Below are 21,228 nucleotides of genomic sequence, written 5' to 3'. Positions count from 1 at the left end.
GTACCTAAAAAATGAATCTGTCACACACTTCTATGATGATCCAGTACCTAAAAATTAATTTGCCACTCCGAGCACAGCTCATCAACCGTTAGCTATGAGGGAAAGTACTGCGATTTCAGTGGCACAATTTACCACTGAGCAAAACCATAGCTCTCTGGCTTACTTTTGCTACATCAGACCGCTGAGGCGAATAAGCCTAGAAGGCTGATCGGGTGAGGTGGAATACGCAGTCTCATCAAATTTAGCTTTTGATTTGTTGTGTTAATGCGTAAGCATAGCGGTTTTGATGTCAGCAATAAAAGCCTTAGACTTCTCGATCAGTTGAGGTTTTTTACTTTTATCAACAACTTGCTGATGAAGCTCTATTCTCTTTTGCCAGTATTCTTCTCCATCGTTATCTATACCAAGATTAGGGCACCCTGCACACCGACACTCTTCCCTTCTAGCCTCATCCATTTCACCATTGTCATCGAGGCATTTTGACTTATCCTTAGTCTCTTTTGTGAGTACACAATACCCATTCGCATGTACAACTATTGAAATCTCACCTGTAGTCAGGAGTTCATCAATAAAGTCAGCTATTTCAGTAGGATTTAGTAGCTTTGATTTCACCTGAATGATGCGGCTGTATCGCTCTAAGGTCTTAGACGCTCCTCCAGAGACTCTTACCTTTTTTGTAAGGGTGCTGTTCAAGATATCGAAAGCCATTTGGTGGTGCTTTTCGGGCATAAAATGCCAGATATCTTCATCGTCTGTATATCTCTCCGTGAACAATTTATTGTTGTGCTTCAGCATCTTAGATAACTCATGTAGATCGCCAACTTCATAACGCCACCCCCAAATCATCGAATAAGCACGACGAAACATATGCGGGCGAATTTTAATGTCAATTCCACAGGAGCGAGCAAAGTATCCTAGAAGTTTGTACATGGGGGCAGTGGTCAGAAAATAATGCTTTTCATTGTGACCTGAAGTGCTGTGCCCCACTGGCAACTTGAGAAGTGCCTTGGATTCACCACATACTTCTCTCGTGTACTTTGTAATATCCATGATGATCCTGAAGGCATCCTTAACCTCTTCAATAACAGCAACTTCTGTCTTTTTACCAGAAGTGGAGCCAGATGTTTTTGTCTCAAGCCCTCGCAATATATCAAGCTCAGACTCAAGCAATTCAGTGACATCTGCCTCTTCCCTCATTGTGGCTTCATGCTTCCTCTCTGCCGTCAACAAGAAGGTGACCATCAGTGCCGCTCCGTACAGCTCCCGCATCCTGTTAATCAGCGCCCCTGAACTTTCACCCGTTTTCCTTTTGAATTTCGAGGCAACGTTCCTGTCGAAATCCTCACCTACCCCCCTCATTTCCATATAGACACTGAAAAGATTCAGGTCTCCTTTCGAGCGAGAGATACGCCTAAGAGCTTCATTCAATAGGAAAAATACCTCTCTAGGCACTAGAGTTTTAGTATGCCCATCAGCAACCCCGTTTGCTTTTGCCCATTGAGTTTTCGTTGTAGAGACGAATGGGTCAAACGACAGTGAATGCTTTAAATCACGCCTAAGTAAATATAAATCCTGTAGAGGGATAACGTTAGATTCCAGTGTAGAACACTTTAGCTTTCGTTTAATTTCAGCCTTTTTAAATGCCTCAACATCATCCTCAGAGATATCTTCAATTAGAGAGCATTTTCGCTCAACAAACATGAATCGCATAGTGGATTTCAATGTTCGGGCATACGCTGCAAGGCTGCTTGTAGCCATTTTAGGCTTGCCAGCCCTCCCCATCTTTGCGGTGCATAATTCCCTGCAAACATCCACCCAGTGTTCCCAGCCGCTAGCATTCTCTAGATCATCAAACCAGCTAACTGTATATTTGGATGGCTCATCACTCTCCGACCGTGGCTTTAATTTCCATTTTTTAGCCTTGTATTCACTCAATAACCACCTTAGATCACCATCGTCACTACGCTCTACAAGGCTCTGATTTAGGTGCGAATTAGCTGAGTCACCATCAACGGGTAATTCAGATGATAGGTCACCCAAGATAAGCTCTTTAACTTCCATTCTATCTGACTCTTCTCTCTACGATAATGGTGGCAATACGATGTTCACGGCCTTCTCATTTGCCGCCTTCAAATCAACTTCTGTGACAAGGGTTAACATGCTTTTGTATTTGGCAAGTCGAGGTGCCCAGTATAAAGCCCACCTCTTAGGGTTATTGAACTTCAGCTCTTCCTCATATTCCGCAATTTGCCTCTCCCAAGCCACCCACTCAGCAACGATCTCAACGTCATGAAACCAAATTCGTTGAGCTTCGCAATTAATCCATTCATCTACACCGTCATTACTTGCATCCCATAAATCATTTTTCGGTTTTGATTTGTTACTTTCTAATTTTGTTTCAGGCGCTGTGGCATTGTCAACCAAATACCTCATGAAATTCTTTTGTTTGGTTTTTAGGATTGCCTGCGTATACACCCTTTCGGTATATAAATTAGTGGTCACACTAGAGTTGTGGTTCAGAATCTGCTGTATTTTTCCTGTTGATTCGCCAGAAAGCCTCAAAATCAGAGCGTTAGTCGGTCTGAAATTTTCTCCTGTTGCACCAATGATTGCTTTCAATATTGGGTGCTGTTCAGACTGCTCAGTAATGAAATCTCTAACGATGTTCGTAACACTTGACTCTTCAGGGGGCAGCAACACTTCAATACCTGAATGGCTATGATGGCAAATAGTATGTTGAGTGAATAACTGGGGTTTCTCTTTCCTTAAAACAGCTTTCCCTAACTCGCCAACATCCTGCAAAACACGCTTCATTCGAGCCGTATGCCTAACACACGCAGCAATAATTTCATCGTCCTCATCAAAAGATTTATCTACACCACCATCTCCCCTAAATTTATCGAGATAAACCCTTACTTTTCCGTCCTCTTCTGATGAGGAGAATGAGGTCAAATATGAATATTGGGCTACTGGGTAGACATTGGGGCTTAAGTCGATATAAGAGAGCAAACCAACAATAAATGGTGCGACAGACATGGTTGTTGGAAACAGTGAAGCACGTACGCGAGATGGCAACCAACCTCGATATTTTAGGTAGTCTGTGACATTATCAGGCCAGTCCATTGAACTTGGTAATAACCTTCCACGTTGGACATACAAAATAGCGATAGCGTGCTCAATCGTTCTGTGATCAAAGAATGGGTTAAGATAGGTAAAATCCTTCAGTTCTTGGTATTCCTTGAGCCGTTCTTTCGAAAGACCTTTAGCAAACTCTAGTAGTTCGGCATCCTCATGCTTTACAGGCTCACCTTTAAACAGGCGTTTAACCCTTGTGCCGACCTTCTCCCAGCCAATACTTCGCAAAAAATCCATAAGACCTTTAGGCCAATCTTTAACCGCAGGAATCTTTGTGCCGAATTGAGCATACAGTATTGCAATTGCATCTTGATCAGTACGCTCTCTGAAGAAAACAGGGTCATTAATGCCCTCAACACTTTTGTAGAATGCGATATCTTCTTGTGTGAGATTGTCGATTATTGATTGGGTGAAGTCCCAATCCTTCTCCCAAGCTGAAATACCTGATAGAGATTCTTGGTGCAAAATATCTATACACTCAAGAGAGAACACATACGCCTGAGCTCCCTGTAATCCAATATTAAGGGCTTCAGCTACTTTATTGACATCCAGCATGTCGAAGTTGCTTTCGTCCTCAACATATAGCCTTGCAAGCTCAGGAAATGATGCTTTTGCTTTCTTTTGTATCTTAGAAGCGTCAAAACCTTCGGGGATAGGCATTGATTCGGGCAGTACGCCTTTTTCTCGCAAATCCTTGGCGAACTTCTTTACAGCTATGTATTTTTGATATTTTGTACTGTATTCAATATCTGGATTGGCACTGATTTCATCAACATAGGCATCTAAACTACCTGTGTTAACAACCCCAGAGTATGCTAGAGCAAACCGCAGATACTTGAGAACCTCCACTGCTTCCTGCTTAGCCGAGGATAGGCGCTTATCTCGCAGAAACAGGTTCAGGCTCCGAATTATTTTGTCACCATCATGCAAATCCATTAGGTCTAAGCACGGTATCGTTTTTCCTGCTTCACCTAGATAAACTTCAAAGCGACCTGATGGCGATATTGGTGATACCGTCGCCTTAGTTTTAGAGGCGATCTTACGTCGTTGAAGCTTTCCCTTAGCCATTAATCATCCTCATGAAATCTAGCAACGGTATATGTTTCAAGTGTTTGCTCATGTTTGTGTCTCGTAAGATGTTTGGTAACTCTCTCTGGATTTTTAATGCCCCGCTCATCAGCTCCTTTGAGTTGGTTAGTGGCATGTCGATGTCGCAGACCATGCGCCCAAACAATTTGGTCTTCAGCTAAATCACCAGCTTCAACGGCATTAAGGAATGCTCTTCGAACTTGATTAGAGAAGGTGTTAGAGACCATTTCTTTCCCCGTTCGCTCGGATGGAAATAAAACCTCTGAATCCACAAAAGGGACACGAGATTTTTTAGCTTTCGACTTAACACGGCTAAGGATCGCTTGTCTTTCTCTGTCCACAAAATCCCATGTCTTTTTGACCAACATTGGACTCACTGGCAACGTGTTGGGCTTACTTCCCTTTGAGATAACAATGCTTATATAAACATTTTCCTCGTTGATATAAGCGTCCTCAGTAGACTTTCTTGTTGGCAGTTGGCTAAGTGTGAGAGCACAAACTTCATGTGCCCTCAATCCAGCACCAACCCCCCAGTCAACCATAAGCTCATACCGAGTGCTAAGTTCTCTAGATTTAATATGTGTGTGGGATTTGACTATTTCGATCCATCTCATTCGAGGAGCAGTTCTTGCTTGAGGCTTCACCTTACTGAGCTTTTTAGCTAACGGGTGAACTGTGCCGCCTTTCTTGGATTCAGAAAGATTCAGCACCAACCTATTTTCTTCGCCAGTGCCAACTAGGTTGCTCGTATAACCTTTACTCTGAGTCCATCTAAGGTAGGCAATAACAGTCCTCAAAACCTGACCTACATAACCTTGCGTATTGTCAGAGCCTGACTCATATCGACTAATCAGCTCATTCGAGTATTCCTCAAGCCAGTTGTCATCAATTTCATACCATTCCGTGTACGCAGGATCATCATATGACAAGCCATCATTGCAAGCTTCAAGTTGAGAGATGAAATCAGTTAAATGTTGTGCGTATGTTAACAGGGTTTTATGAGAGACTGACGCTCTAAGATCGAGGAAGTATTCTAAGGTGAGGAGATCAACTTTTAACTTGTTGGTAATTATGAAGGGGAATTTTTTGACCTTTGAATCATTAATTTCTAAGTTGGTCGTAAAGCGTAAATGTGCCATTGCCCTCTCCATCTATACCCTGTTCAATTACAGAGAGGTTCAGTCTAAGCTATAGCAACTTAATTGTATATAGTGTATTCGTATAGTGAACTACTGATGAATAAATATAACTTTGTTAACTCCACGGCTAGCCATGATTTGCTCCGTCTAAATTCATAGTCTCAGAAAATTTTAGCGCACAAGAATAGCATGCTTTTCTACAGTGATAAATCGCATTCCTATTCTCTCCTCACTACAAAGAATAAAAACGTAACAAATCATGATATTCAGAGCGATGTTGCTTTTTTCTCCACTTACAAACCACTCATTTACTTTGATAATTGATATTCAACGCAAGTCACTATCAAGGCGCTAGAGAAGCTAAAGCCTGCATGACAACGTGGAATCTAATCCCACTCAAACAGGACGTTTCAATGAGAAAATCAAGATACGCTCGCACTTTACACTTTCTGTGCATCGACCCAAACGATACCTATCTACATGTAAAAGAGATAGAAAAGCATTTATCTATTGTTCTCTACAAAATGACACCCGACGAATTAATGCTAGTTGATAGAAAGCAGAGTAACCGGATCTTGCTCGTCGATTACAGAGAGGTACCACAACTACTGATTATTTGTCCTAACCTGACTGTTATGTGGAAAAATCACGAAATCATTTTATTCAATGTCCCCCAGCAACTTCCAACCTCAGAGCTTCTTACCTATGGGGTACTAAAAGGACTCTTTTACAACACTGAACAAAAGGACAAGATTGCTCGTGGTCTTCAAGAAGTCATTGATGGCGATAACTGGCTGCCAAGGAAGGTAACCAATCAACTGTTGTTTTATTATCGCAATATGGTCAATACCAACACCACACCAACCAATGTTGATTTAACCATTCGTGAGATCCAGGTGATTCGCTGTCTTCAATCCGGGTCTTCAAACACACAAATCGCCGATGACTTGTTTATTAGTGAGTTCACGGTTAAATCTCACCTCTATCAAATATTCCGTAAGCTTGCGGTAAAAAATAGAGTTCAAGCGATAGCATGGGCAAACCAGAACCTGCTTGCATAATCGACCCACCTCTTAGTCTGACGATAATTTTGAGGGAAGCTCTAGTAAACCATGGCTATTGTTGCTGAATTTTCTACATAACTTATGCTAGAGTTGCCCTCAGAAATATCAACCACTCAGGTTGAATCAATAATTATTATAGATAAAGGGTCTTATCATGATCAAAAAGTGCCTTTTCCCGGCAGCTGGCTACGGTACACGTTTTTTACCTGCAACCAAGTCAATGCCTAAAGAAATGATGCCTGTAGTAAACAAACCTCTGATTGAATACGGTGTAGAGGAAGCTATCGAAGCTGGTATGGATGGAATGTGCATCGTTACTGGACGTGGTAAGCACTCGATCATGGATCACTTTGATAAAAACTACGAGCTTGAGCACCAGATTAGCGGCACCAATAAAGAAGACCTATTGGTTAATATCCGTGAAACGATTGAAGCGGCAAACTTCACCTACATTCGTCAACGTGAGATGAAAGGCCTTGGCCATGCTATTTTAACGGGTCGCGAACTTGTAGGTGATGAACCGTTCGCAGTAGTACTTGCTGATGACCTTTGTGTGAACGAGCAACAAGGCGTGCTAGCTCAGATGGTTGCGCTATACAAACAGTTCCGCTGTTCTATTGTTGCTGTACAAGAAGTTCCAGAAGAAGAGACTCACAAGTACGGTGTTATCTCTGGCGAAATGATCAAAGATGACCTTTTCCGAGTTGATGACATGGTAGAGAAGCCAGAGCAAGGTACAGCACCAAGCAACCTAGCGATCATTGGTCGTTATATTCTGACTCCAGATATCTTTGAATTAATCGAGCAGACAGAACCAGGTAAAGGCGGCGAAATCCAGATCACTGATGCATTGCTAAAACAAGCAAAAGCAGGCTGTGTATTGGCTTACAAATTTAAAGGCCAACGTTTTGACTGTGGTAGTGTTGAAGGCTATATCGAAGCAACAAACTACTGCTTCGAAAACCTATACAAGAAAGACCAGCAGCAAATCGAGCTAGGTAAACACTCGACCAAGAAAGAAGCATAACGACTGGTTAATCACTAACGTTACTGATTTTAGAAAGGGCGACTCTTTGAGTCGCCCTTTTTGTTTACTGTTTTTTTATCCAGTAAAACTTTGCACAAATCTCACTCTATGTAATACTTTAGCCACTTAAAATTACATGGTCTATTGAGATGGATAAAATAGAAATTAGAGGCGCTCGTACGCATAACCTCAAAGACGTCAACCTAACCATTCCACGTGACAAACTGACTGTCATCACCGGATTATCGGGTTCAGGAAAGTCGTCACTTGCGTTTGACACACTCTACGCAGAAGGTCAGCGTCGTTATGTTGAATCTCTGTCTGCTTACGCTCGTCAATTTCTATCTCTTATGGAAAAGCCTGATGTCGACCATATTGAAGGTCTGTCTCCAGCTATCTCAATAGAACAAAAATCGACTTCACATAACCCTCGCTCAACCGTCGGTACCATTACCGAAGTCTATGATTACCTCAGATTATTGTATGCGCGAGTAGGCGAACCTCGCTGTCCAGACCACAACATCCCTCTAGCAGCACAAACCATCAGTCAAATGGTCGATAAGGTCTTAGAACTGCCTGAAGGCTCAAAGATGATGTTGATGGCACCGATTGTCAAAGAGCGCAAAGGTGAGCATGTTAAAACACTGGAAAACTTAGCTGCGCAAGGCTTTATCCGAGCCCGAATTGATGGTGAAACCTGTGATCTATCCGATCCACCAGCACTTGAACTTCATAAGAAGCACACCATTGAAGTTGTGGTAGACAGATTCAAGGTTCGTCCTGATCTTCAACAGCGTTTAGCCGAGTCATTCGAGACCACATTAGAGCTCTCTGGCGGTATCGCTGTCGTCGGCTGGATGGACGAAACGGATCAAGAAGAGATCGTATTCTCTGCTAACTTCGCTTGTCCTAAATGTGGTTACAGCATGCAAGAGCTTGAGCCTCGCCTGTTCTCATTTAATAACCCGGCAGGAGCATGTGGTACGTGTGATGGTCTTGGTGTTCAACAGTATTTTGATCCAAGCCGAGTGATTTTAGATGAGAACCTAAGCATTGCTGAAGGTGCGATAAAAGGTTGGGATCAAAAGAACTACTACTATTTCCAAATGCTAACGTCGCTGTCAGAACATTATGGTTTTGATCTGTATGCGCCATTTAATTCTCTACCGAAAAAGACTCAAGAGATCATTCTAAAAGGATCAGGTCGTACTGAAGTGGAATTCAAGTACATCAATGACCGAGGTGATATTCGGGTTAAGCGTCATCCATTTGAGGGCATTTTAAATACCTTGGAGCGCCGTTACCGTGATACTGAATCGAGCGCAGTGCGTGAAGATCTTGCTAAATACATCTCAACCAAATCGTGCTCTAGCTGTGATGGCACTCGCCTGAGATTAGAAGCTCGTAATGTTTTCATTGGTGATACAACACTTCCGGAAATCGTTGAACTTAGCATTGCTGACGCACTACAATTTTTCCAAGAATTGAAGCTAGACGGTCAACGTGGGCAGATCGCAGATAAAGTGATGAAAGAGATCAATGATCGTCTGCATTTCTTAGTCAACGTTGGTTTGAACTACCTTAACCTATCACGCAGTGCTGAAACGCTGTCTGGTGGTGAGGCGCAACGTATTCGTTTGGCGAGCCAAATCGGTGCCGGTTTAGTTGGCGTTATGTATGTACTTGATGAGCCATCAATTGGTCTCCACCAGCGCGATAATGAACGTCTATTGCAAACCTTAATTCACCTGAGAGACTTAGGTAATACGGTACTTGTTGTGGAACATGACGAAGATGCAATTCGTTGTGCTGACCATGTTATCGATATCGGTCCAGGAGCAGGGGTGCACGGTGGTCACGTGGTGGCAGAAGGTACCATGCAAGACATCATCGAAAACCCGAACTCTTTGACAGGCCAATACCTGAGCGGTGCTAAAGAAATTGCAGTGCCTGAAAAGAGAACGCCTATCGACAAGAAAAAGGTCGTCGAGATCGTTGGCGCAACGGGGAATAACCTAAAGAATGTGACCGCGACAATTCCTGTTGGCTTGTTCAGTTGTATTACGGGCGTATCAGGTTCGGGTAAATCAACGCTTATCAACGATACCTTCTTTAAAGTCGCCCACACTCAATTAAACGGTGCCACGACTGCAGTTCCAGCAAAGCACAAAAAGATTAAAGGGTTAGAACATTTTGATAAGGTAATCGACATAGATCAAAGCCCTATCGGTCGTACACCAAGATCAAACCCTGCGACCTACACAGGGATTTTCACCCCTATTCGTGAACTATTCGCGGGCACTCAGGAATCACGTTCTCGTGGTTACAAGCCAGGTCGATTCAGCTTTAACGTTCGTGGTGGTCGTTGTGAGGCTTGTCAGGGAGACGGCGTAATCAAGGTAGAGATGCACTTCTTACCCGATGTGTATGTGCCTTGTGATGTGTGTAAAGGTAAGCGTTATAACCGTGAAACTCTAGAAGTTCGATACAAAGGAAAAACCATAGACGAAGTTCTAGAGATGACAGTGGAAGATGCTCGAGAATACTTCAACCCTGTGCCTGTTATCGCTCGTAAGCTGCAAACATTGATGGATGTTGGCCTTTCCTACATTCGCCTCGGACAAGCGGCAACAACCTTATCTGGTGGTGAAGCTCAGCGTGTTAAATTAGCGCGTGAACTGTCTAAACGAGACACGGGAAAAACCTTATACATTCTCGATGAGCCAACAACAGGCCTTCATTTCCACGATATCCAGCAGCTACTGACGGTATTACATAGACTGCGTGATCACGGTAATACAGTTGTCGTGATTGAGCACAACCTAGATGTCGTTAAAACAGCAGACTGGATCCTAGATCTTGGCCCAGAAGGTGGGCAAGGTGGTGGTGAGATTGTTGCAGAGGGTACACCTGAAGATGTGGCGTTAGTCGAAGGTTCACACACTGCTCGCTTCCTTAAGCCTATGTTAAATTTGAAGTAGGTGTAAAATAGCGCCCTGCGGGCAGACAGAAAAATGTTAAAGTAACAGAGCTTGTTTCAGAAGGAACAAGCTCTGTTTTTATAAGGTTAGGGATTTATGGCAACAATACACACTAGCGGTACTCAGCTAGAAAATCAGGTCACTCAGCTACCACTCAACAAAGCATTTCTGGCTTCTTTAGCTGTTGTATTCTTGTTAGCTATGCATTTTTTTATGCCGAATCCTGGTGGTTCGGGCCTTGCTCTATCCTTTAACCCTACCACTTGGCTAGCGCTAAGCTTCACGCTAGCGATTGGCTTTTACCAACTCGCGACCAATCGAGTACTCAAGTATTCCAAATTAACAATTGGCTTGTTGATTAGCTGCATCATACTCACGCTACCCATTTTATACAGCAATGCTGCACCTCAAGGAGCGTCAGGACGCTTGCTTGGATTGTGGGCGGGCTTTGCCTTATTTGTGGTGCTGCAGCAATTTAAGTTCAGCAATAAACACAAGCAACGTATGTTGTGGTTCATTGTACTTGCTGTTGTTATACAAGCACTATTTGGCTATGTGCAATATTTCTTATTAGAACCTGGCAACCTATTTGGCTACAACACTGCTGCAAACCGACCATATGGGATATTTCAACAACCGAATGTAATGGCAAGCTTTCTTGCTACTGGTTTTGTGCTGTCCGCTTACCTTTTAGCAAGGCAGCCGGCTAAATATAACCATAAGATCAGCGAATCATTCCTACTGTATTTAACTCCAACCTTAACCGTGCCCTTGCTGATCATCATTGCATCACGTACCGGATGGTTGGCCGCTGTCATTGGGTTTATCTGCATTCTGCCCTATCTATACAAGTTCTCGACCAAGAAACGCTTCTACGGATGGTGCGCATCAGTGCTCGTCGGTGTCGTCGTCGCTTTTTCGGTGATCAGCCTAAGTGCGACTGATAGCCTCGCTAGCAAGAGAGCGAACCTAGAAAGCCCGCGCGCTTATACGTTCCCGCAAGCTTTAGATATGATGATCGAAAAGCCATTTACAGGTTATGGTTACGGGAAATTTGAGTCTGAATACACGCTATATACAGCTCGCCAACATCAACTCAACTCGAACTATCATCCAGGTCTTCCTTCAATGGATCACCCGCACAATGAGTTCCTGTTTTGGGGAGTTGAAGGGGGGATTGTACCAATCATCGGAATCTTGATTGCTGCAATATTGGTGATGTCACGCATAACAAGTTCAGCAAAGGGAACACGTCTAGCCCTGCTCGCGTTATTTATCCCAATCCTTTTGCACTCTCAACTTGAGTATCCTTTTTACCACTCGGCGATTCACTGGATAACATTCATTATATTGATTTACTGGGTAGATCAGCGCTCTTCCCGACATTATCAACAGTCGTTCAGTATCATCAGCAAGACCCTATTTAGAGTGTTGAGCTTAGTGCTCCCTATTTTGGTCAGTTTTTATATGTTGAGCGCCCTGCACACCAACTATGTACTGACTAAGTTTGAACTGTCTAAGCCGAAAAATCCGGACATTCTTAAGCAGGTAACGAACCCAGTAGTGTGGAAAGATCGCTACGATTGGGATATATACAGCACTTACCTTAATATCGGCCTCTACAAAGCCGACCCGAGCCTTATACAGCCTTACATCGATTGGTCACTGGAGATCATAAAGAGTAAACCAAGACCGGCTTTCTACAGCAATCTGATTCTGGCGTATCAAGGCCTAGGAGAAGAAAGTAAAGCAGAGCAAATTCGTAGCGAAGCGAACTTTTTATTCCCTAACAGAGACTTTTCAAAGGTTCAGTATAAGAAAGTGTCACAAGCAGAAGATAACGTTTCGTCTGCAGAATAATGTTAAGAATTCGCAACGCAAGCTTCACTTAGTAGGCAGTAGGAGCTTGGGGTAGATACAAAAAAGCGCACGATCTCTCGTGCGCTTTTCTTTTTAATTTCAGTTCATGCAGCTACTTCAAAACATCTTTTAGCGCTTTTAGGCACAACGCGACATTCTCTTTACGAGCACCGTAACCCATTAGGCCGATACGCCATGCCTTACCAGCCAAAGAGCCAAGCCCAGCACCGATTTCAAGATTATATTCTTCTAAAAGCTGCGTTCTGATCTTAGCCTCATCAATTCCTTCTGGGAAATAAAGTGCATTAAGCTGCGGCAGGCGGCTCTCTTCATCAACCACAAACTTTAACCCTAGAGCTTCTACGCCTTCTTTAAGCTCTTGGTGCATCGCATGATGACGAGACCACGCATTATCTAAGCCTTCATTTTTCAACAAAACCAGCGACTCATGCAGAGCATAAAGGCTGTTCACGGGTGCGGTATGGTGGTAGCTACGCTTACCTTCTCCACTCCAGTAACCTAATACTAAACTTTGATCCAAAAACCAGCTTTGCACTGGTGCTTTACGGGCTTTCATTTTATCAACCGCACGCTGAGAGAAAGTCACTGGAGATAGCCCTGGCACACAAGACAGACACTTTTGGCTGCCAGAATAAACCGCGTCAAGCTGCCACTCATCAACCAGCAATGGAACACCACCTAATGATGTCACTGCATCAACAATCGTTAACGCATCAAACTGGCGAGCGACAGCAGAGATAGCTTGAGCATCAGATAACGCTCCGGTTGATGTCTCTGCATGCACAAATGCAACAGCAACGGCATCGGGGTTTTCTGCCAATGCTTGTTCTACCTTTTCAACTGAAACGGGCTTGCCCCATTCGTCATCAACAAGGATCGCTTCGCCACCACAACGCACCACGTTTTCTCGCATACGCTCACCGAAGACACCGTTACGACAAACAATCACCTTTTCACCAGGCTCAATCAAGTTAACAAAACAGGTCTCCATACCTGCACTGCCCGGTGCAGAAACGGCAATCGTAAATTCGTTTTCAGTCTGGAAAGCGTATTTAAGAAGCTGTTTCAGTTCATCCATCATCGCAATAAACAGCGGATCTAGGTGACCTATGGTTGGACGGCTCAAAGCCTGTAACACTTGAGGTGAGATATCTGAAGGACCAGGTCCCATTAACGTTCGGTGTGGTGGATAAAAGCTATCGATAGCAGTAGTGAGTGGTAAATTAGACATGTACATCCCTTACGTTAATGTTGTGAACAATCCACCCTAAAGCAAATTGATTACCTCAGCAATTAGCCATAAGTATTGAGGTCAAACCACTGTCACATAATTGTTAAAATTATTTTTCAATTATCTCAAGTTACGGATTGACATTGTTACCACAAAAACGTTCAATGAAACGGCTATCTAGCAGAAGAGGAGCACTGCCCAGGCAGATGTTTTGTGGAACCGCATTTCCAATACAAAACATTTATGGGGAGCAGTGCCGAGATAATAAAAGGATGCAGGACCTTTATTATCGGTTGAGCGGGCTGAATCCCGTCAACTGTCGCCATTTCTATATGGTGAAGAGCTTCTGAGGTTACTATTCTAATAATTCCTCTCTTTTTGCTCTAAAACTCTCTTCGAAAAACATCGGACGTTGGATTACCCAACCGTAATTTTATTTTAGGAAGTCGTGGGAGATATATCGTGAGTGCATCTAATGTAGCTGGTTCTTTTAATGTCGCTAAGTTTGGTGGAACAAGTGTTGCCAACTTTGAAGCAATGAGCCGTTGTGCTGCCATTATTGAAAACAACTCAAACACGAAACTGGTCGTGAGTAGTGCATGCTCTGGTGTCACTAACTTGCTGGTTGAACTAGCAAATGGTGTTCAAGACAAAGCTCGTCGTCAGGAACTAATGGCGCAATTAGCGGACATTCACAACGCAATTCTTGACCAACTCGCAGATCCAATCAGCATCGAAAAAGAAGTCCACAGCATTCTTGATGACATTGCGAGCGCTGCAGAGGCCGCATCATTCCAAACAAGTACTAAACTGACGGATCACCTTGTCGCATGTGGCGAGTTGATGTCGACACACATCTTGGCTCAGATCATCTCTGAACGAGGCACTCCTGCTGTTCGCTTTGATATCAGAGATGTGATGCGTACTAATGATGATTTTGGTAAAGCCGAACCTCAACTAGAAGATATTGCCGCTCTAGCGCAAGAGAAACTGATTCCACTTTGCCAACAACAAGTTGTCGTTACCCAAGGTTTTATCGGCGCTGATAGCGAAGGTAACACCACGACTTTAGGCCGCGGTGGCAGTGATTACTCAGCAGCACTGATTGCCGAATCTGTACAGGCGATTGGTCTAGAAATCTGGACGGATGTTCCAGGTATCTACACCACAGATCCTCGTATTGCACCTAAAGCTTCTCCTATCCCAGAGATCAGCTTTAGTGAAGCATCGGAAATGGCAAACTTTGGTGCAAAGATACTGCACCCTTCAACTCTAGTACCTGCATTGCGCCACCAAATCCCGGTATTTGTCGGCTCTTCTAAAGCACCAGAGTTAGGTGGAACTTGGATTCGCCAAGAAGTTGAAAGCTCACCATTATTCAGAGCACTTGCTCTTCGTTGCAACCAAACGATGGTTACGCTTCGCAGTGCAAACATGTTCCATGCTTACGGCTTTTTGGCGAAGGTATTCGAGATCCTTGCTAAACATAAGATCTCAGTCGATCTCATCACGACTTCAGAGATCAGTGTCTCACTGACTCTCGATCAAACAGACACATCAGGTGGTGCTCCTGAGTTACCAGAAGCTGCTCGACTGGAGCTTGAAGAGTTGTGTTCTGTAGATATTGAACACGACCTATGCCTTGTTGCGCTTATTGGCAACAACATGAGTGAAAATAAAGGCTATGCAAAGCAGGTGTTTGGCACTCTGGAAGATTTCAATCTACGTATGATTTGTTACGGAGCAAGCCCACACAACTTGTGCTTCTTGCTAGATGCATCTGTTTCTAAGTTGGCGATCCAAAAACTTCACCAAGAGTTATTTGAATAAGGCGATGGTTAATTAATTGGTTTTAATTAACCAAACCCCAGATACAAAAAGGGTTGCTCTTGAGTAACCCTTTCTCTTTTTTACTTTACGAACCAAAGCTCGTCATAGATTCAAACTAGTTAATGTTTGGACCTAACCACTTCTCAGCTTCCAACATATCCCAGCCCTTACGATCAGCATAGCTTTCTACTTGATCCTGTTGAATCTGTGCAATCGCAAAATATCGCGAATCAGGATGAGAGAAGTACATACCCGACACTGAGGCACCTGGCCACATCGCGTAGCTTGTCGTTAATGACATATCGATTGCCTTTTCAACGTCCATCAGCTCCCACAACGTACCTTTCTCTGTATGCTCTGGGCAAGCAGGGTAACCTGGAGCTGGACGAATACCTTGGTATTTCTCTCGAATCAAATCGTCGTTAGACAAATTCTCATCTGGCGAGTAACCCCAAATATCCTTTCTCACTTCTTTATGCAGATATTCCGCGAACGCCTCAGCCAATCGGTCAGCAACCACCTGAATCATAATCGCGTTGTAGTCATCGCCTTTCGCTTTGTATTCATCAGCCAGCTCTCGCTCACCAATACCACCCGTAACCGCAAAGCCACCAATCCAATCCGCTTTACCGCTTTCTTTTGGCGCAATGTAATCAGACAAACAGTAGTTAAAGCCTTTTGGTTTCTCTGTTTGTTGACGAAGATTGTGTAGAACTTTTAGAACTTCGGTACGAGATTCATCGGTATACACCTCAATATCATCACCAACACTGTTCGCTGGGAACATGGCACACATACCACGCGCTTCAAGCAGCTTCTCTTTCTCTACGCGATCCAGTAAATCATTAGCATCTTTGAATAAACGTTTTGCCTCTTCACCCACTTCTTCATGATCAAGGATTGCAGGGTATTTACCAACCAATGACCATGTCATAAAGAATGGAGTCCAATCGATGTACTGACGCAAAGTTGCCACATCAAAATCATTGAAGATGTGAACTCCCGGCTTAGCGGGTGCCGGTGGCGTATACGCATCCCAATCGATAGCAACTTTATTGGCACGAGCTCTTTCAAGCGTGACAGGCTTGGTACGAGGCTTCTTACGATTGTGCTGATCTCGAACGCGATCGTAATCGATATCCAGCTTCTCAACGAAAGCGGGTTTCAATTCATCAGAAAGTAGTGAGGTACAAACACCCACTGCACGCGAGGCATTATTTACGTATACAACAGGTTCTGAATAATTCTGCTCAATCTTAACTGCTGTGTGAGCTTTAGATGTGGTTGCACCGCCAATCAGAAGAGGCAGCTTGAAACCCTGTCTCTCCATTTCTTTAGCAACATGTACCATTTCATCAAGAGACGGTGTAATCAGCCCAGACAGGCCAATAATGTCGACATTCTCTTCTTTCGCTACCTTGAGAATCTTCTCGCAAGAAACCATCACACCTAAGTCGATAATTTCGTAGTTATTACACTGTAAAACCACACCAACGATATTTTTACCGATATCGTGAACGTCACCTTTAACGGTCGCTAACAAAATCTTACCGTTAGTTGCGCCCACTTCTTTGGATGCATTAATGAATGGTTCTAAATGGGCAACCGCCTGTTTCATCACACGCGCAGACTTTACAACCTGTGGTAAGAACATCTTACCTTCACCAAACAGGTCACCAACAACGTTCATTCCGTCCATTAGAGGACCTTCAATCACTTCAATAGGACGAGAGGCATTAACACGAGCTTCTTCGGTATCTTCAACAATAAAGTCGGTGATACCTTTTACCAAAGAGTGCTCCAAACGCTTCTCTACAGGCCAAGTTCGCCACTCTAATGCAGATTTATCTTCAACCTTACCAACAGCACGCTCTAGGTATTCGGTCGCCATATCCAGCAATCTTTCAGTCGAATCATCACGACGGTTTAGTACCACATCTTCAACAGCATCACGCAGATCTTCTGGAACATTATCGTAAATTTCCAACTGACCAGCGTTTACAATGCCCATATCCATACCGTTTTTAAAACAGTGATATAGGAATACCGCGTGAATAGCCTCACGGACGTAGTTATTACCACGGAATGAGAATGAAACATTCGACACACCGCCAGAGATCATCGCATGCGGGAGATCGCGTTTGATGTCTCCTACTGCTTCAATGAAATCAACCGCATAGTTATTATGCTCATCGATACCAGTAGCCACTGCGAAAATATTCGGGTCAAAAATAATATCTTCTGGTGGGAAACCGACTTCATCAACAAGAATGTTGTAGGCATTGGTACAGATTTCGACTTTACGCTCTCGAGTATCAGCCTGCCCGACTTCATCAAACGCCATCACGATCACAGCAGCACCATAACGACGAACTAATTTGGCTTGCTCAACAAACTTTTCTTTGCCTTCTTTTAGAGAGATTGAGTTAACGATGCCTTTGCCTTGAATACACTTTAGGCCAGCTTCGATAACTTCCCACTTAGAAGAATCGACCATAACAGGTACTTTCGAGATTTCAGGTTCTGAAGCACATAGATTCAGGAATTTAACCATACACGCCTCGGCGTCTAGCATCCCTTCATCCATGTTGATATCGATAATTTGAGCACCATTCTCGACTTGCTCTCGAGCTACACTCAAGGCTTCGTCGTAGAGCTCTTCTTTGATAAGGCGCTTAAAGCGTGCAGAGCCGGTAACATTGGTCCGCTCACCTACATTCACGAACAAAGATTCTTTAGCTATCGTCAGTGGCTCTAGTCCCGAAAGACGACAAGAAACTGGTAAGTCTGGCAATTGACGCGGCGTTACACCTTCAACGGCCTCAGCCATTTGACGGATATGCTCTGGAGTAGTACCACAACACCCACCAATTAGGTTCAAGAAGCCACTTTCAGCCCACTCTTTAACATGTTCAGCCATATCCTCAGGAGAAAGGTCATACTCACCAAATGCATTAGGCAAACCCGCATTAGGGTGAGCAGAAACATTGCACTCTGAGATACGAGACATCTCACCGACATACTCACGCAGTTCATCAGGGCCCAATGCACAGTTCAATCCAAATGAGATTGGTTTTACATGACGAAGGGCGTTGTAGAATGCTTCTGTCGTCTGTCCTGAAAGGGTACGACCTGATGCGTCAGTGATGGTACCGGAAATCATCACTGGAAGAGCAATACCCACCTCTTCAAAAACAGATTCAACGGCAAAGGCACACGCTTTCGCGTTTAACGTATCAAAGATAGTTTCAATAAGAATTAAATCTGAACCGCCCTTAATGAGCGCGCGAGTCGATTCAGAATAAGCTTCAACCAGTTCGTCAAAGCTAACATTACGGTAACCTGGATCGTTTACATCAGGGGATATAGAACAAGTTCGGTTGGTAGGGCCTAATACACCCGCTACGAAGCGAGGTTTATCTGGGGTCTTTGCGGTCCATTCATCAGCTGCTTCACGAGCAAGCTTGGCAGCAGCAAAGTTAATCTCTTCACTAAGGCTTTCCATATCATAGTCGGCCATAGCGATGGTTGTAGCGTTAAAGGTATTGGTTTCGAGGATGTCAGCCCCAGCTTCCAAATACTCCATATGGATATCTTTGATAAGCTTAGGCTGTGTAAGAACTAAAAGGTCATTGTTGCCCTTCAAGTCACTGTGCCAATCAGCAAAGCGTTCACCACGATAGTCTTGCTCTTCCAATTTATAATCCTGAATCATGGTGCCCATGCCACCATCAATCAGTAAAATTCGTTGCTTCAACAGAGCGTCAATCTTTTGCCTTACATTACTTCCCACGGTACAACCTCATTCCTTTAATTATCCCTCCATCCTATCACACATTAAAAAGGAGTCTAGACGTCTAAAAAAGGAAATTGATTACTGAGTCATGACAAAAAAATGTTTGCTATTTGAGCATGAGACAACGAAAATTCATATTCATACTTTGTTACATGTTGGAATCCCAATGTCGGTCTATTACACCTTATGCTTCTTGTCCGCTGCAGCCATGCTTATTGCTTTCGTGAATACAAAAATTGGTAAAATGCAGACAACCATCGCCATTACAGCTGGCTCAATGATGTTATCTCTATTAATTATCATTGCGGGACAAAACAATTGGTTCCAATTGGCTGACATCGCCTCAGAAACCGTTGCCAGTATCAATTTTGAAGATTTCCTTCTAAAAGGGATATTAGGATTCTTACTATTTGCAGGCGGTTTGGGAATCAAATTACCAAACCTAAAAGACCAGAAATGGGAAATAACAGTACTCGCGTTAGGTGCTACGCTGTTTTCAACATTCTTTATCGGTTTTGTGCTGTACGGGTTTTGCCAGTTCATCGGTATTCAATTTGATCTGATTTACTGCCTACTCTTTGGCTCGCTAATCTCTCCAACCGATCCCATCGCCGTGCTAGCAATAGTAAAGAAACTCGACGCTCCCAGAAGAATCTCTACTCAAATCGAGGGAGAATCTCTATTCAACGATGGTTTTGGCTTAGTTATCTTCGTAACCCTATTTACTATCGCATTCGGCACAGAAGCGCCAACCGTCGGTAGTGTGACCATACTATTCGTTCAAGAGGCGATTGGCGGCATTGTCTATGGTTTTGTTTTAGGTCTTGTATTCCACTACCTAATCAGCAATACCGATGACCACTCGATGGAGTTGCTATTAACCATCGGCATCCCAACTGCTGGTTATGCGTTTGCTGAAGTTCTACATGTATCAGGACCATTAGCGATGGTGGTATCAGGTATCATGATTGGTAACTGGACTCGCTTTATTGGATTCTCGAAAGAGAGTGAGGATCACCTAGATCACTTTTGGGAGTTAATCGATGAGTTCTTAAACGGCGTATTGTTCTTATTAATCGGTATGTCGATGCTGTTATTCAAATTCCACCAAGAAGACTGGATCCTAATGGCATTCGCTGTTCCTCTAGTACTAAGCGCTCGCTACCTAAGTGTGTTTTTGTCTTATATTGGATTTAAACGTTTTAGAACTTACAACCCTTGGTCAATCAAGATCTTAACTTGGGGTGGTTTGCGTGGTGGACTAGCTCTAGCCATGGCACTTTCAATCCCTTCAGGTATCTGGGTGATTGAAGACAAGGCAATAGATGTTAAAGAGATAATCCTCGTCATGACATACGCTGTTGTTGTGTTCTCAATCTTAGTCCAAGGTTCAACAATCACTCCGATGATAGAGAAAGCGAAACAAGCTGAGAAAGAGTTAGATTAACATCTCAAAATATCAAACTAGGCTGCCTAATTTAGGTGGCCTTTTTTATACCTGATGAAAATCAGATTCGCCGCTTTCCTCACTGAAAATCTAGCTGAAAGGTATACATAAACAATAGAACTTACCACGGCGTTTACTGCACTGTTATTGAAGCAACCTAAAGCCTTTATGTTGGGTAAACATTAGATTTAATCGGGACTAAAGCGAAGACGAATGGTGTTTAATCACGCTGCCGACGATATGATAAAACGCTCTTAGCCAGCAATCTTTCCGGAAGTGAGGCTATGCAAAGAACTCGTTTTTTTGCAGCGCTAGCGAGTCTACCCACTAGAACAGACTTCAGCTGTATAAGCATTCCTTCCGGAGAAAATAATGAGACTCAAAGTCTAGCAGGCATAGCTTTAGTCATTATCAGAAACTACGCAGCGAGATGAGTGTTGAACAGAAAGCTCTAGTGTTCGACTAAGCCTTTAAATACTGCAAGGTTGTATTTAGTAGGTATTAAGCGATTCGATTAAATAGGGGGAGCTAGAGGAGCACTTAATACTTCTAGCGTTATACCAATTAAAGTAAAAATGTGATCTAATTAAGATTGATGAATTATTGTG

Annotated in this window: 11 protein-coding genes and 1 riboswitch; of the genes, 6 read left to right on the top strand and 5 right to left on the bottom strand. The window is 43.4% G+C overall.

Features of this window, described 5'->3' with window-relative positions; all coding sequences use genetic code 11:
- Positions 1 to 261: 261 nt before the first annotated feature.
- The 3 genes from A6D97_RS19925 to A6D97_RS19915 are packed head-to-tail and all read right to left on the bottom strand — an operon-like array spanning position 262 to position 5,363.
- A complete protein-coding gene (locus A6D97_RS19925) occupies positions 262 to 2,061 on the bottom strand; it encodes a site-specific integrase (protein ID WP_083190254.1) in 1,800 nt (599 codons plus the stop codon).
- A gap of 18 nt (positions 2,062 to 2,079) precedes the next feature.
- The gene (locus tag A6D97_RS21910) at positions 2,080 to 4,203 is read right to left on the bottom strand and encodes a hypothetical protein (RefSeq protein WP_139074332.1); all 2,124 of its coding nucleotides are present in this window, start codon (positions 4,201 to 4,203) and stop codon (positions 2,080 to 2,082) included.
- Positions 4,203 to 5,363, bottom strand: coding sequence for a tyrosine-type recombinase/integrase (locus tag A6D97_RS19915; RefSeq protein ID WP_065585112.1), 1,161 nt, complete (start codon positions 5,361 to 5,363; stop codon positions 4,203 to 4,205). The genes A6D97_RS21910 and A6D97_RS19915 overlap by 1 nt, the downstream gene beginning before the upstream one ends.
- Before the next feature lie 413 nt (positions 5,364 to 5,776).
- On the opposite strand from A6D97_RS19915, the gene A6D97_RS19910 reads away from it, so the two are divergent.
- The 4 genes from A6D97_RS19910 (at position 5,777) to A6D97_RS19895 (ending at position 12,295) form a co-directional block, all read left to right on the top strand.
- Entirely contained in the window at positions 5,777 to 6,424 is a 648-nt protein-coding gene (locus A6D97_RS19910; protein WP_029235590.1) for a LuxR C-terminal-related transcriptional regulator, read from the top strand.
- Positions 6,425 to 6,581: 157 nt separating this feature from the next.
- On the top strand, positions 6,582 to 7,454 hold the full coding sequence (galU, locus tag A6D97_RS19905; RefSeq protein WP_017061340.1) for a UTP--glucose-1-phosphate uridylyltransferase GalU: 873 nt from the start codon (positions 6,582 to 6,584) through the stop codon (positions 7,452 to 7,454).
- 149 nt (positions 7,455 to 7,603) lie between these two features.
- Entirely contained in the window at positions 7,604 to 10,435 is a 2,832-nt protein-coding gene (uvrA, locus tag A6D97_RS19900) for an excinuclease ABC subunit UvrA (RefSeq protein WP_017061339.1), read from the top strand.
- A 96-nt stretch (positions 10,436 to 10,531) separates the two neighbouring features.
- Positions 10,532 to 12,295 carry a PglL family O-oligosaccharyltransferase gene (locus A6D97_RS19895; RefSeq protein WP_065585111.1) on the top strand — a complete coding sequence of 588 codons (1,764 nt, stop codon included), beginning with the start codon at positions 10,532 to 10,534 and terminating at the stop codon, positions 12,293 to 12,295.
- Between the two features lie 112 nt (positions 12,296 to 12,407).
- On the opposite strand, the gene A6D97_RS19890 is transcribed toward A6D97_RS19895, so the two are convergent.
- The gene (locus A6D97_RS19890) at positions 12,408 to 13,547 is read right to left on the bottom strand and encodes an alanine--glyoxylate aminotransferase family protein (protein ID WP_017061337.1); all 1,140 of its coding nucleotides are present in this window, start codon (positions 13,545 to 13,547) and stop codon (positions 12,408 to 12,410) included.
- 176 nt (positions 13,548 to 13,723) lie between these two features.
- A riboswitch (Lysine riboswitch) is annotated at positions 13,724 to 13,901 on the top strand.
- Between the two features lie 108 nt (positions 13,902 to 14,009).
- Here A6D97_RS19890 and lysC point away from each other — a divergent pair.
- On the top strand, positions 14,010 to 15,377 hold the full coding sequence (gene lysC / locus A6D97_RS19885) for a lysine-sensitive aspartokinase 3 (protein WP_017062973.1): 1,368 nt from the start codon (positions 14,010 to 14,012) through the stop codon (positions 15,375 to 15,377).
- A 115-nt stretch (positions 15,378 to 15,492) separates the two neighbouring features.
- On the opposite strand, the gene metH is transcribed toward lysC, so the two are convergent.
- Positions 15,493 to 19,170 carry a methionine synthase gene (gene metH, locus A6D97_RS19880; RefSeq protein ID WP_065585110.1) on the bottom strand — a complete coding sequence of 1,226 codons (3,678 nt, stop codon included), beginning with the start codon at positions 19,168 to 19,170 and terminating at the stop codon, positions 15,493 to 15,495.
- 169 nt (positions 19,171 to 19,339) lie between these two features.
- Between metH and A6D97_RS19875 the strand changes: the two genes are divergently transcribed.
- A complete protein-coding gene (locus A6D97_RS19875) occupies positions 19,340 to 20,620 on the top strand; it encodes a sodium:proton antiporter (RefSeq protein ID WP_065585109.1) in 1,281 nt (426 codons plus the stop codon).
- The last annotated feature ends 608 nt before the right edge of the window (positions 20,621 to 21,228 follow it).

The organism is Vibrio sp. ZF57, assembly GCF_001691235.1.
Taxonomy (GTDB): domain Bacteria; phylum Pseudomonadota; class Gammaproteobacteria; order Enterobacterales; family Vibrionaceae; genus Vibrio; species Vibrio crassostreae_C.
This window is presented reverse-complemented; position numbering and strand designations above follow the sequence as displayed.